This is a genomic window from Rhodococcus sp. NPDC057529 (genome assembly GCF_042802055.1).
Lineage (GTDB): Bacteria > Actinomycetota > Actinomycetes > Mycobacteriales > Mycobacteriaceae > Rhodococcus_F.
In genome coordinates this window covers 129,604-142,166 of sequence record NZ_JBHVEY010000023.1, presented here as the reverse complement: position 1 = coordinate 142,166, position 12,563 = coordinate 129,604, and the positions used below count along the sequence as shown (strand labels likewise).

The 12,563-nt window shown below is 65.3% G+C and carries 14 protein-coding genes; 8 read left to right on the top strand and 6 right to left on the bottom strand.

What is annotated here, in order from left to right; all coding sequences use genetic code 11:
- Positions 1-297: IS30 family transposase (locus ACFU5V_RS34325; protein ID WP_378704726.1), on the top strand; the 297-nt coding region annotated here is incomplete at its 5' end.
- On the opposite strand, the gene ACFU5V_RS34320 is transcribed toward ACFU5V_RS34325, so the two are convergent.
- The 6 genes from ACFU5V_RS34320 to ACFU5V_RS34295 all read right to left on the bottom strand — a co-directional run bounded on the left by ACFU5V_RS34320 (position 262) and on the right by ACFU5V_RS34295 (position 3,918).
- Positions 262-633: a helix-turn-helix domain-containing protein gene (locus tag ACFU5V_RS34320; RefSeq protein WP_378704723.1), complete on the bottom strand. Its 372-nt coding sequence runs from the start codon at positions 631-633 to the stop codon at positions 262-264. The two genes, ACFU5V_RS34325 and ACFU5V_RS34320, sit on opposite strands and share 36 nt — an antisense overlap.
- A gap of 62 nt (positions 634-695) precedes the next feature.
- The gene (locus ACFU5V_RS34315; protein WP_378704739.1) at positions 696-1,010 is read right to left on the bottom strand and encodes a CoA transferase; all 315 of its coding nucleotides are present in this window, start codon (positions 1,008-1,010) and stop codon (positions 696-698) included.
- A 52-nt stretch (positions 1,011-1,062) separates the two neighbouring features.
- Positions 1,063-1,569 carry a CoA transferase gene (locus ACFU5V_RS34310; protein ID WP_378704720.1) on the bottom strand — a complete coding sequence of 169 codons (507 nt, stop codon included), beginning with the start codon at positions 1,567-1,569 and terminating at the stop codon, positions 1,063-1,065.
- Between the two features lie 543 nt (positions 1,570-2,112).
- Positions 2,113-2,361, bottom strand: coding sequence for a hypothetical protein (locus ACFU5V_RS34305; RefSeq protein ID WP_378704718.1), 249 nt, complete (start codon positions 2,359-2,361; stop codon positions 2,113-2,115).
- Complete coding sequence (locus ACFU5V_RS34300) at positions 2,358-3,059, bottom strand: alcohol dehydrogenase catalytic domain-containing protein (RefSeq protein ID WP_378704715.1); 702 nt, start codon at positions 3,057-3,059, stop codon at positions 2,358-2,360. Before ACFU5V_RS34300 ends, ACFU5V_RS34305 begins: the two co-directional genes overlap by 4 nt.
- An 82-nt stretch (positions 3,060-3,141) precedes the next feature.
- Positions 3,142-3,918 (bottom strand): SDR family NAD(P)-dependent oxidoreductase, encoded by a 777-nt coding sequence (locus tag ACFU5V_RS34295; protein ID WP_378704714.1) that lies wholly within the window; start codon positions 3,916-3,918, stop codon positions 3,142-3,144.
- A 300-nt stretch (positions 3,919-4,218) separates the two neighbouring features.
- Here ACFU5V_RS34295 and ACFU5V_RS34290 point away from each other — a divergent pair, with 300 nt between their 5' ends.
- From ACFU5V_RS34290 to ACFU5V_RS34260, 7 genes are all read left to right on the top strand, one after another.
- Positions 4,219-6,384, top strand: coding sequence for a CoA transferase (locus ACFU5V_RS34290; protein ID WP_378704711.1), 2,166 nt, complete (start codon positions 4,219-4,221; stop codon positions 6,382-6,384).
- Positions 6,385-6,446: 62 nt separating this feature from the next.
- Positions 6,447-6,830, top strand: coding sequence for a hypothetical protein (locus tag ACFU5V_RS34285; RefSeq protein WP_378704709.1), 384 nt, complete (start codon positions 6,447-6,449; stop codon positions 6,828-6,830).
- Positions 6,831-6,988: 158 nt separating this feature from the next.
- Positions 6,989-7,771: an IclR family transcriptional regulator gene (locus ACFU5V_RS34280; protein WP_378704706.1), complete on the top strand. Its 783-nt coding sequence runs from the start codon at positions 6,989-6,991 to the stop codon at positions 7,769-7,771.
- A 178-nt stretch (positions 7,772-7,949) separates the two neighbouring features.
- Complete coding sequence (locus ACFU5V_RS34275; protein ID WP_378704703.1) at positions 7,950-8,705, top strand: IclR family transcriptional regulator; 756 nt, start codon at positions 7,950-7,952, stop codon at positions 8,703-8,705.
- Positions 8,706-9,048: 343 nt separating this feature from the next.
- A complete protein-coding gene (locus ACFU5V_RS34270) occupies positions 9,049-9,840 on the top strand; it encodes an SDR family NAD(P)-dependent oxidoreductase (protein ID WP_378704701.1) in 792 nt (263 codons plus the stop codon).
- Between the two features lie 521 nt (positions 9,841-10,361).
- Entirely contained in the window at positions 10,362-10,916 is a 555-nt protein-coding gene (locus ACFU5V_RS34265) for a TRAP transporter small permease (RefSeq protein WP_378704698.1), read from the top strand.
- Positions 10,913-12,418 (top strand): TRAP transporter large permease, encoded by a 1,506-nt coding sequence (locus tag ACFU5V_RS34260; RefSeq protein WP_378704695.1) that lies wholly within the window; start codon positions 10,913-10,915, stop codon positions 12,416-12,418. Before ACFU5V_RS34265 ends, ACFU5V_RS34260 begins: the two co-directional genes overlap by 4 nt.
- Positions 12,419-12,563 lie beyond the last annotated feature (145 nt).

Below are 12,563 nucleotides of genomic sequence, written 5' to 3'. Positions count from 1 at the left end.
CGCGGGAAGGAGCTCTCCGGTCATGCCCAGTTCGCCCTCGATACCGGCACGAGAGTGTTCTTCGCCGACCCGCACTCGCCCTGGCAACGACCGACAAACGAGAACACGAACGGCCTACTGCGCCAGTACTTCCCGAAGGGCACCGATCTGTCCAGGTGGTCCGCCGAGGACCTCGAGGCCGTCGCCCTGGCGGTCAACAACCGGCCCCGCAAGATCCACGACTGGCGAACCCCGGCCGAGGTCTTCGCCGAGCAGCTATGCTCACTGCAACAGCCAGGTGTTGCGACGACCGATTGAATCCGCCGACACGATCCGGTTGCCGGCACGCACCGCCAGATAGACATCACTGCCCAGGGTCTTGGTCAACGGCTCGAGGTGACGACGGCCGAAGGTGCGGACTTCGAGTGAATTCATCACCTTGATGCTGACTCGGACGGCTCGGGGGCCCACCGCGTACCGGAGGTCCTCGCTGGTGGTGATCAATTCGGCAGCAAGCATGGTCTGTAGCAGGTTGTGCATACTGCTCACCGGGGCGTCCACCGCCTGGCTCAGCTCAGTGAGGCGCATGCCCTCCGGGGCGTCTGCAAGCGCGTCGAGGACATCGAATGTTCGCAAGAACCTGTCGGGTTTCATTCACCGGCCTCCTCGTGCGTGGATGCGATCGAACCGGATACCAGCAAGCTGTCGATACTCTTCTAATCGAATGCCGCCTCGCGAAGTACCTCCACCGGATGCTGCCCCGGCACTGCCGCCTTGCTGCTTACACCAGCAGGTGTCCGACTGAACCTCGGGGCTGGTGCAGGCTGGATGATGTCGTCGACAGCAATGAACGACTTCCGAGCGGCGCTGTGTCGATGCGTCGGCGCCTCGCGCATGGAAAGTGCAGGTGTGACGCACGAGTCAATACCCTCCAGCAATTCAGTCCACCCATCTCGGGTGCGCGTACGAAAGATTCCGGCGCACGTGGCCCGTAGCGTCGGCCAGTGACTGCGGTCCCCCTGGTTTGGCAGTTCGCTCCCGTCCAGACCGAGTCCCCCAGGAGAGTGGCATAGGACTTCGGCTTCATGGCCGCGACCGCAACATGCTTGCCGTCCGCGGTGGCGTGTCGTGGTAGAAATGCGAGCCGCTGTCGTTCATGTTCGATTCACGCTGGTAGCTCCCCATGCCACGCCCGGACAATTGATACATCGTCATCAGCAGCGCCGAGCCCTCGGTCATCGAAGCGTCGACGACCTGTCCGCGCCCGGATTTCTTCGCTTCGAGAATCGCAGAGACGAGGCCGTGCGCCAGCAACATCTCTCCACCGCCGAAGTCTCCAATAGGGTTCAACGGCACGATCGGGCCTCGCTCTCGGCTCCCGACGTCCTCGAGCACCCCCGAGACCGCGATGTAATTCAGGTTGTGTCCTGCGCACTGAGTCAAGTCCCCGTCTTGGCCCCAACCGGTCATTCTTCCGACGACATGCCGCGGGTTTCGCTTCGAGAGCCACCGCAGGACCAAACCCGGAGGCTCCATTGCTCCCGGACGGAACCCCTCGATGTGGCCGTCGGCGTTCTTCAGGAGCGTCATGGCCGCGTTGACGCCAGGTGGTGCGGGTATGCGCCCGAGAGACTGTGTATCTCGTCTTGGGTACAGTTCGATTCAGGGATAACCTGCCACAATCGCTCGATGAATCGGCGGGTTGTCATTCCGAAGTGCACGAGGATTTCCTCCTCGGTAGCGCCCCCGTATGGTGCCCACGTGCTGGCGAACTTGATGAGGCGCTCGACCTCGGTGTCAGGATGTTTGGGTTTGTGGCTTGCTTCGATGCAAGCGGCGCGGCGCTTCTGGCGCCATTGGCGATATTCGTGAGGGTTCATGGGGTTTCACACCTGATCGGGAACGGGGAAGTTTCGGAATTGTGGTGTTCTGACGCAGTGAGCGATATGCGGGGAGTGCCAGTCGTTCTCGCCTTGACCGTCAAATCACGTATCCCACGCCGTACCGGAGTTCGTGCTTCGCCGGCGTAGAGAGAGCGTCTGCCGGCTGCTCTGTGGCTCGCCCGGCGCCGAATGTGAAGGGAACTCTGGTGGTGTTCAATCTCACCCGAAATGCACGCCACGGCAGGCTGGTTCATGGCGGTACCGCGACCATGCGATGTCCGCCGGTCACTGCGGTGCCGAAGTTGCTCAACCGGTCGGGTATCTGCAGGAAGTCGACCTCGACAATCTCTGGTTCGAGCTGTCCGGACGCGATCAGCTCGTAGACCCCGGCGAGGTTCGAGACCAGGCGGGTCGCGGACCCGATCAGCGTGATTTGTTTGGTCACGAGGTGGGCGGTGGAGATCGTCGCTTCCCTGGCGCCGAGGCCGACCTGGATCACTCGATGCTTTCGGCGGTGGTGGTGCCGAACCCGGCGAAGTCGAGGATGCAGTCGAGGTTCAGCGTTGCGAGAGGCGCGATGGTCTCGAAACACTCCGTGACCCCGATGTTGCGAGCTCGCACGAAAGTTGAGGTCTCGACATCGACGCCGTACACCTCGGCTCCCGCGACGACGGCGATCCGGGCCGCGAGCATACCCAGCCCGCCGAGTCCGACGACACCGACCCGATCCCCGGGTTGGATTCGGGCGCTGACGTGGACCGCGTTGTAGGCGGTGGCGCCCGCGTCGGTGGCCACCGCCGCAACCGATGCCGGTATTCCGGCGGGAACGGGGACCAGATTGCGCCAGGGAATCAGGATCTGCTCGGCGTAGCCGCCATCGAAGTGGACTCCGGGGGTGTTGCCGGACAGGCCAGCGATGCCCACGGAGGTGCCGACTGGAATCGGGCACGCCGGATCGACAACCTCGGTCAGCACTCCCGAAATCTCGTGTCCCAACGTGATCGGCCACTGACGGATCAGACCGGTCAGTTCGCCGCTGAGCAGGCCGACGTCCGTGTGGCACAGCCCTGCTGCCCGGACATTGACCACTGCCCAGTCGTCGTGCGCGCGTGGCCGTGCGATCTCGCACAACTGCAAGGTGCCACCGGGTTCGGTCAGGCGCCACGCTTTCATGAGCCCGGGAGGGGAATTCGACACGGTTACTCCGATTGGTGAGATGGGGCAGGTCGACGCGACCGGCGGGCGGAAGAGTGGCCCCCGGGGGTGTGGGGTGCGCGACTCACGCCGCGGCGCCGCCCTCGAGCGGCAGGATCACGCCGTTGATCATGCGTGCCGGCTCGGAGGCGAGGAAGACGATGGTGGCGGCGACCTCGTCCGGGGTCGCCATCCCGTAGGGCGTGCGGAAGCGTGACATGACCAGGTCGTGGCCCCCGTCGGGGTACGTGCCGGCGGGGAGCATTCCTGTCGAGATTCCCCCGGGTGCAATAGCATTGACTCGGATCCCGTCCTTTGCGAGTTCGACCGACAGGGCCTTCGTCAGCATGAACAGCCCGCCCTTCGACGCGGAATAGGGAGTTCCGTACGGCATGCCTTTGATGCCTGCGAGGCTGCCGACGTTGACGATGCACCCCTGCGACTTCTTCAGATGTGGCACGGCGGCACGGCAGGCGGTGAACGGTCCGACCAGGTTGACGTCGACGACCCGTGCGAAGTCCGCGGGTTCGATCTCCTCGATCGGCCCGACGTGTGCGATCGCCGCGACGTTTGCGAGCAGGTCGAGTCCGCCGGCCCACTGTGCCGCGTCCGTGACAGCGCTGGTCACGCTGCCGGCTTGTGTCAGGTCGCAGGCGAAGGCGGCCGCTTTTCCGCCGTCGCTCCGGATACTCTCTGCGGTGGCTTCGGCTCCAGGGAGGTCGATGTCCAAGCACGCGATGGTTGCGCCGAGGTCGGCCAGCATGCGCGCGGTCGCCTCGCCGACGCCGCGGGCGGCACCGATGATCACGGCGCTCTTCCCGGCGAAGGAAACGGCACCGCTGCCTGGTTCGTTGTGTGTCATGTTGCACTCCCGCTCTGTGTCGCTCGCCATCGGAACCGGAAATTCGTGGGATCCGCTCGAGCCGCACTGATCGTTCCGATCACTCGGGTGCAGCCAATCGCAGCCTGGCCGCTCGGTCAGCAGCTGGTTCCGGTCAACGAAACCGGGACTGCCGGAGCGGGGTTGGTCGGGTGTTCCGGGACCCGGTCCCGTGAATTTCGTTCAACGGAACCGATGCTGGTTGATGTAGCAGTGTGATGCGACGGTGGCGCGACGTTTTCACAACATGACGAAGGGACGCGGAGAATGCGGCTCAGATCGATGTCCGAACTCGTCGTTCTCGACCTCGGAACGGGAATGGCCCCGGCACTGGCTGTCGCCCTGCTCCGCAGCATGGGTGCGCAGGTCACCAGGATCGAACCCGCGGGCGGTGACCCGTTCTACGAAATCTATCCCGCGTATCGCGCGTGGCATGCGGGCTCGGAAAGGATCGGTGCGGACCGGCTCGAGGAGGTGGCCCGGCGTGCGGATGTGTGCATCGTGGGAGGCGAAAGTCATCCGGAGATGCCAGAACCGCCCGCGGTCGCGGACCTCGCCGCAGCGAATCCCCGAATGGTGCTGGTCGACTTCGACTCGGACGCGATGCGTGCAGGCCACCCGGTCGTCGACCTGCTGGCCCAGGCGCGCACGGGTATCTGCTTCGAGCAGTATCCCGATCGCGCCGCGGTGTCCGCGTTCCCCGCTCCGACCTACGGCGCCGCACTGCTGGGTCTCGCCGGGCTGTTCACCGCCCTGCTGAAACGGCTGGACACCGGTCTCGGCGGCGTGGTAGATGCCTCGTTGGACAGCGGTGCCACCTTGTGGTGGACCTCCGATTGGCTCTCGGTGGACAAGCAGGGCGCCGCGCTGACGCGGCCGGTCCCGAAAGGGGTGAGCCCGCTGATCTTCCGCTGCGCGGACGGCGAGTTCATCAACATGGTCATGGGGATTCCCGGTGCGGTCTCCAAGGTGTGCTCGATCGTCGGGATCGACTGGGACGGCGATCCGAACGACATCGGGGCCGGACGCCCCGAACGTGGTGCCAGGAACTACTTCTTCCCGCGCTTCGACGAACTTGCCGAGCGAATCGAGACGATCGATCACGAGACGATGCTCGCCGCGTTGCGCGAGGGCGGTATCGCGACCGAGCGGGTCGATCCGCCGGGGCGGATCTGGGACGACGAACAGACGATCGTCAACGACATCATCGCGACCACCGAGGACGGCTGGCGGTACGTCGGAAGCCCGGTCGGAGTCAAGGTCGGTGCCGGACCCGACGCGGCTCTCTCGACGCGAACCGTCGATCCGGCGCGACTGCGTGTGGTGGACCTCAGCGCGTTCGTAGCCGGGCCGTTCGCGTCGAAGCTGCTGGCCGACAATGGAATCGACGTCGTGAAGGTCGAGCCCCCGAAAGGCGACCCGAATCGGGTGTCGCCGCATTTCTTCGCATCCGGGAATCGGGGGAAGCGCAGCATCGGTGTCGATGCGAAACATCCCGAGGGGATCGAGATCATCCGGAAGCTGTGCTCCACCGCCGACGCTGTCCATCAGAACTTTCGCACCGGTGTCGCCCAGCGCCTCGGGGTGGATCCGGAGTCGCTGCGTGAACACGCGCCGAACCTCGTCAGCCTCGAGGCTCCGGGGTACGGGCTGACCGGCCCCAAGGCTCGCGCGTCGGCATTCGATGCCGTCGTGCAGGCGTCGTGCGGGTTCGCGCACCGAGCGGCAGGCACCGGAAACACCCCGACCAGCTACCGTCTGCCGGTCGTCGATTACGGTGCCGGCGCACTCGGTTCGGTGGCGATGCTGATCGGGCTATACGAGAGCAAGCGTTTCGGTTGCCCGGTCGAACTCACCGTCAGTCTCTTCGATGCCGGAATCTTCATGATGTCCGAGCTGGTGCGCTCGCCCGAAGGACAATGCCAAGGTGCCGCACCGCTCAACAGTGCGCAAACCGGATACCACCCGGCCGAGAGTCTGTACCGCACCGGCGACGGATGGATCGCGGTGGTGGCACGCACCAACCCCGCAGCCGAGTTGCTGGCCAAGAGCGTCGGACTCGGCGGCATGGTCGGGTCCCGCGACACCTGGGACGAGGCGGTCGGCGAACAGTTGGCGGCGGCGTTCGCGGGTCTCACCACGCGCAACGCGCTTGCCATGCTGTCCCAGGCCGGCGTATGGGCGGAGCGGTGCGTCGAGGACGGATGGCAGCGCCTGCGGACCGACCCCGCGAGCCGCGATGCCGGCAGGGTGGTCGAGTACGAGGACGCGGTCTACGGATGGTGCGAGTATCTCGGACCGGCCATGTCCGGCACCTCTGCCCTCGCCACTCCTCGCCCGGATGTCGCCGGCCCTGCCCTGGGGGAGCACACCGCCGAACTGCTCGCGGAACTCGGCTACTCCGGCGACGAAATCCGGCGGCTGTACGCCGATGGCGTAGTCGTGTGAGGCACAGGGCGCTTCGCCGTTCGAGGCGTTCACGCGTGTCACGGAAAGAAAGGTGATCTGTCATGTCCCGAAACGATGGTGAGTTCCACCTCGTGATGACCTTCTCGCGGTCCGTTGCCGGTGAGGAGGAGACCCACCGGCAATGGTACGACCGGGAGCATCTGAAAGATGTGTGCCAGGTCTCGGGGTTCGTCGCGGCGCACCGCTACGAGGCGGTGCCGTCCGGGATGGACCTCGGTGATATGCCGCCGCAGACCGCCCTGGCGGTATACGAGGTGGAGGGCGATCTCGACGAGGCCGTGACACGCCTGAGGCGCGCAATGAAGGCCGGCGAGATCGCGTTCTCTCCCGCGTTGGACACGGGGGCGATCACGACCTGGACCTTCCGGCGTGCGTCGTCGGTCGAGGCAGCGGAAGGCCGGGAGACCCCGACCGACGGAGTGTGACCGGCGGCGTGGCGTGGGCAGGCGGTGGTCGACGGGGATGAAATGGTCATGACTTGACGCACTCTTGACCAACTCTTGTGATTCAAGTCTCATATGCAGTATTCTGGAGAGATATTCAGGATTCTGAATAATTTGGTTGAACGTTGGACAGGTGACTCATGACCATTGCCCTCGACCCGACCGTATCCGCGAGCCTGGACGGCGCGGATCCTCGCAGTGTGATCAGCCGAGCATTCGCGGTGCTGGCAGCGCTGGACGACACCACGTCGAGCGTTCCCCTCGCACGACTCGCCGAGCGGACAGGACTTCCGAAGGGGAGTCTGCACCGGCTGTGCGCACAACTGGTCGCGCAAGGAGCGGTCGAACGCACGAACTTCGGATATCGCCTCGGTTTCCGCATGTTCGAACTGGGCGCCCAGGCGTCCTCGCCGAGGCGACTGCGCGACCTGGCGTTGCCGTTCATGTCCGAACTGCACGCGGCCACCCGCTGTGCGGTGCATTTGAGCGTGTTGGTGGGCCCGGACATCTTCGTGGTGAACTCGGTGACCGGACGTGCGGGTCTGCCGTTCGCGCTCGCACCGGGAGGCCGGTCCTGCGCTCTGTCGAGCGCATCGGGCAAGGCGATGATCGCGTACGCGACGCGGGAAGTGCGTGCCAGGGCAATCGAGTCAGCCGATTGCACGCCGGACGTCCTTGCCGAGCTGGACAGGATCGCGGCCGGTGCGGCAGCCAAGCTGTGGACAGGTTCGTCGTTGCAAGCGATAGCGGTACCCGTCCTCGACCGAAACGGCTACTCGATCGCGGCGTTGTCCGCGTGTGCGCGCGACTTTCCCCCTCGCCACGGCCAGGTGGTCGATGCGCTGCGGGGTGCGGCCGCAGCGATCGAACAGAAGTTGAGGGAGTCGCCGGGTAGCGCCTGGCACCAGAGTTCCTCGTACTGAACGACAGTCACGAACCGGATCGAGACGGCGAACTGTCGGCACGCTCAACCGGGGACGGCCCGTCAGAGGGCCGCCGAGTCGGTCTCTCGGCAGTGTAGCGGGGGGGTGGGAGGTGCGCATGGAGGTCAGTGAAGGGCGTAACGTACACGGGTCGGAACGCAAACGGTAGGGGGATGTAGTGGCAGCGGAGTCGAGCAACCGCACGGTCGGACGCATCGCGAAGCTGCTCGAGTCGATCGTTGCCTATCAGGAACCGCAACGACTCGTCGATCTGGTCCGCGCGGTCGACGCTCCGGCGTCGTCGGTGCACCTGCTGCTGCAGGAACTGTGTCGAGTCCGCATGGTCCGGATGTCCGACGACAAGCGATACTCACCCGGCCCCGCGCTGGTGTCGCTGGCACTGCAGGTCGTCTCGCGCGAACGGATCGTCGACATCGCCTCGCCGGTGATGTCGGATCTCGCCAAGGCCGCCCGCGAGGACGTGTACCTGGCCCTGCCGCAAGAGGACTCGGTGATCTTTGTGCACCGGGTCCGTTCGTCGAGCGGTCTTCGGCTCGACATCGACATGGGTAAGCCGAGTCTGCTGCACGCCACCGCCGTCGGTCAGCTGTACCTGGCGGTCCTCCCGGTCGGGGAGCGGAACAGGCTCATCGACTCGTTGGTCTGGGAGAAGGTGACCGACCGCACCATCACCGATCGCGCCGAATTGGAAGCGCGGGTGGACGTCACCGCGCAGCGCGGCTGGGCGTTGTCGGATCGCGAGGGTCACCCTTCCGTCGTGTCGTTGGCGGGGCCCGTCTACAACCGGGACGGCCGATTTGCCGCGTCACTGTGCATCTCGGCGATCAACGACAATTCGCCGGAGCGGTTGGAGCCACTGATTTCGATGCTGACCGCAGCGTGCGCCGACCTGTCCGGGCAACTCGCGGTCTGACAACCCGCGGTGCGACGCCGTCGGCGCGAAGTCGAGGGCGGAGCGGGCCGCGGTCCCGACATGGATTTCGCAGACCGGAACGCGACCTGGGAAATTTATCACGCGCGAATAGATTTCAGTGAGCCGCAGCTCATCCGATCTGCGGCCGGTACCGCCCCGGTGCGTGATCGCAGATCCCCGCCTCGGAGGGACTGCCAGCCGCCGATCGGTTGGCTGGCTGTCGTTGTGTGGATCGGATCCGAGCACCCGCTCTCCGGTCCGTGGCACAGCATGTGCAGCGGCGGTGCGAGATCTGATTCGTCATCGACGGCTCGGCTTCGAGCCGGCAAAAGGAGTGGTCGACATGGGTGGAATTCAGGGTCGCGTGACGTTGGTGACCGGTGCCAGCAGCGGGCTGGGGAAGGCGGCGGCCCTGATGGTCGGTCGCAGCGGTGGCCACGTCGTCGTCAGCAGTCACAACGAGGAACGCGCCCAGCTGGTGGCGGACCAGATCACGGCCGAGGGCGGACACGCGAGTGTCGAAGTCGCCGACCTCCTCGACCGCGACCAGGTTCTGGCACTGCCGGGGAAGATCGTGGACAAGTACGGCCGGATCGATCACGTGGTGTCGAGCGGGGCGGGGGGCAGTCCGCAGGGGCAGAGTTTCAAGCTGTTCACCGAGACCGAACCGAAGGACTTCGCGGGGATCGTCGAGGCGCACTGGCTGAACAAGGCCTACCTGCTCAGCGCCGCACTCGAGCACATGATCCCGGCGGGATACGGAAAGTTCGTCAACATCAGCACCGATGGCGGCCGGATTCCGACACCGAACGAGTCGATCTTCGGTGCCGCTGCGGCAGGCCTGATGATGATGACCCGTGTCGTCTCCCGTGAGGCGGGTCGACACGGCGTCCGCGTCAATACTGTCGCGGTCGGTCCGCTTGCCGACTTCGACATCGTACACATCGTCACCGAAAAGCAGGCCGTGGCAGGCGAGATTGGTGGGAAGTTCGCCGACAAGCTGCAGCGCAAGATGGTCTTTCCCGCCGTTTCCGACGACGTCGCGCGCATGGTGAACTACCTGCTGGACGAAAGCGGCGACACCATCACCGGCCAGACCTGGTCGGTGAACAGCGGCGTGTCGACCACGCCGTAGTGCCCCGCGGGCGGCCGGCGCCGCCGAACACGCGCACATCACCCCTATCTTGCCTTGCCTTGACGCCGACGCCGACGCCGACGCCGGTGTACGTGTCCGGGAACTGACCTGGACGGGGTAACGGCCGACCGTCATCCGCACCACGCGGATGGCGGTCGGCCCCTTCGCATGCAGGGACAACCACGGCGTGGGCAGCGTCCACCGCGGAGAGCGTTCCATCGTTCGGAATGCAGGGTGGAGTGCCCGCGGTGCGCATGCCACTGTGTCGTACGCCACGCCAGAAGAGAATCGAACGAGCCTCCAGTCGTATCGACCGACAGTCCCGGTCGCACCGGGTAGGCGCAATCGGACGTACCGCCGGACCGACGAGTGTGAAACGTCGCCCGTCGACGCGTCTGGACCGACGGCGATTCGGGGCCCGATCCGTTCTGCCTCGCACCGGTGGCGCTTCCTCGACTCCGGTGGTCGAGCAAAGGACGAAGTGCAGCAGAGGATTCTAATTCATACACAAGGAGTGCGGGATGGCTGAACCATCGAGTGCGATAGCCGGGAAGGCGAACCGGTTCCTGAGAGTCATCGAGATACCGGCCGTCATCGTTCTCGTCGTGATGATGCTCCACGTGACCGCGAACGCGATCCTGCGCACGGTCGCAGGAAGTCCGATCCAGAACACCATCGAAATCGTCGAGTACGTCTACATGCCGATCCTTGCGCTGCTGGGCTTCGTTGCAGCGCAGGCCAGAGGCGAGCACATCGTGGCGGACATCGCCACCACCCACATGGCCGTGCGGACCCGCCGTGTCGTACTGTGCGCCGGATATCTGCTCACGGCAGTGGTGACGGCGGGATTCGCGTGGTACGGCATGCACGAGGCCGTCCACGCCTACGAGATCACCAAGACCGCAGGGGTGTCCGATGTTCCGGCCTGGCCGGTCTACTTCCTGGTCCCGACCGCTTTCGCGGTGATGACCGTACTGCTCGTCGGCTCGGCGTACCGAGCGATACGGGGAGTAGAGGACGACGAGGTCTCCGACACCCCCATCTACATCGACCACACCAGTGAGGAGATCCAGTGACCAGCACCGTCGACCTGGATGTCGCGTCGCACGAGCCGTCGGACCCGAATACCGGGACCGCTCCTCGGAGGTGGCGATCCCGGGTGATCACCACCGTCCTGATCGGTGTCCTGGCGGCATCGATGGTCGCAATGTTCTTGCCCCTGAAACCGCAGGTGATCGGCGTCACCGCGATCGTCATGATGGTCGTGATGCTGCTCCTGCGGGTGCCCGTCGCGGTGACGATGATCGTTCCGTCGCTGCTTGGCATGTACGCGATCCGCGGTGAGCGGACGGTGGTCAGCGCCTTCGCGGATCTGCCCTACGGCGAAGTCTCGAGCTGGACCCTGAGTGTCGTGCCCATGTTCGTCCTCATGGGACTGCTGCTGTGGAAGTCTGGGCTGACCGTGACGCTGTTCGATGCGGCTCGAATGTGGTTGGGCTGGTTGCCCGGTGGACTCGCGGTCGGCTCGAACGTTGCCGGCTCGGGGCTTGCCGCGATCAGCGGATCGACGATCAGCACGACCTACGCCGTCGGCCGGATGGCGATTCCGGAGATGCTCAAGGAAGGGTACGACCGCCGGATGGCGATCGGCGCCGTCATCGTGTCGGGGCTTCCCGGCCAGCTCATTCCGCCGAGCATCATGCTCGTCCTGTACGCGGGAATCGCTGAAGTTCCGGTCGGGCAGCAGCTCCTTGCGGGCATCGGTCCGGGCATCTTGGTCGCGATCCTGTTCACGATCATGATCGTGCTCTTCGCGAAGTTCGTGCCCTCACTGGTGGGCCGTCCGGGAGTCGAGAAGGTGTCGGTGTCCTACACCTGGCGTCAGCGGTTCACCGCGGTGGCTCAGACCTGGCCGGTTCCGGTGTTGATCCTCATCATCGTGGGCGGCATGTTCTCCGGGATGTTCACCGCGACCGAGGCCGGAGCCGTCGCGGCACTGGCCTCGGTGTGCGTGGTGCTGATCTGGAAGCGCCGCACCGGCGGAGCGTGGCGGGCGGTCACCGAGGCCTCCGTCGCGACCGTCAGCGCCGTCGGTTCGATCTTCCTGCTCCTGATCGGCGTGGCGGCGCTGTCGCGGATGATGACGCTGACCGGCATCAGCACCGGCTTTGCCGACCTGATCGCCACCATGGATCTGGGGCGAATCGAGTTCCTGCTGCTGATGATGATCGTCTTTCTGGTGCTCGGCGCGTTCATGGAGCCGCTGCCGGCGATGGTGCTCACCGTACCGATTCTCATCCCGACACTGGAGGCCCTCGACATCTCACTCCTGTGGTACGGCGTCTTCGTCGTGTTCATGGGAGAGCTGGCGATGGTCGCACCACCGGTCGGCGTGCTGGCGATGATCATCCACGGGATCTGCCGCGACCCCCAGGTCAACCTCGGTCAGCGAATCACGCTGAAGGACGTCTTCGTGGCCGCCGGATACTTCCTTCCGATGGCGATCATCGTCGCCCTGGTGCTCATCTTCTTCCCGGAGATCGCCACCTTCCTGCCGAGCCGGTCTGCCGGTAACTGAACGGGTTTCGGCGCACTCGGACCCGCACTTCTCGAGACGCGGGCGCAGCCCCCAGTGGGGTGTGGGCGCGTCTCGCCTCGGGTCGGGTTCGGGCCCACAACTGGGGGGGTGGGGGGCGAAACACGCCAGTTCCCTAAAAAGGTGG

Excerpts from the sequence above, each read along its gene's own strand:
- ACFU5V_RS34310 (WP_378704720.1), bottom strand. The coding sequence starts at position 1,569 with ATGACGCTCCTGAAGAACGCCGACGGCCACATCGAGGGGTTCCGTCCG.
- ACFU5V_RS34320 (WP_378704723.1), bottom strand. The coding sequence starts at position 633 with ATGAAACCCGACAGGTTCTTGCGAACATTCGATGTCCTCGACGCGCTT.
- ACFU5V_RS34270 (WP_378704701.1), top strand. The coding sequence starts at position 9,049 with ATGGGTGGAATTCAGGGTCGCGTGACGTTGGTGACCGGTGCCAGCAGC.
- ACFU5V_RS34285 (WP_378704709.1), top strand. The coding sequence starts at position 6,447 with ATGTCCCGAAACGATGGTGAGTTCCACCTCGTGATGACCTTCTCGCGG.
- ACFU5V_RS34295 (WP_378704714.1), bottom strand. The coding sequence starts at position 3,918 with ATGACACACAACGAACCAGGCAGCGGTGCCGTTTCCTTCGCCGGGAAG.
- ACFU5V_RS34280 (WP_378704706.1), top strand. The coding sequence starts at position 6,989 with ATGACCATTGCCCTCGACCCGACCGTATCCGCGAGCCTGGACGGCGCG.
- ACFU5V_RS34290 (WP_378704711.1), top strand. The coding sequence starts at position 4,219 with ATGTCCGAACTCGTCGTTCTCGACCTCGGAACGGGAATGGCCCCGGCA.
- ACFU5V_RS34265 (WP_378704698.1), top strand. The coding sequence starts at position 10,362 with ATGGCTGAACCATCGAGTGCGATAGCCGGGAAGGCGAACCGGTTCCTG.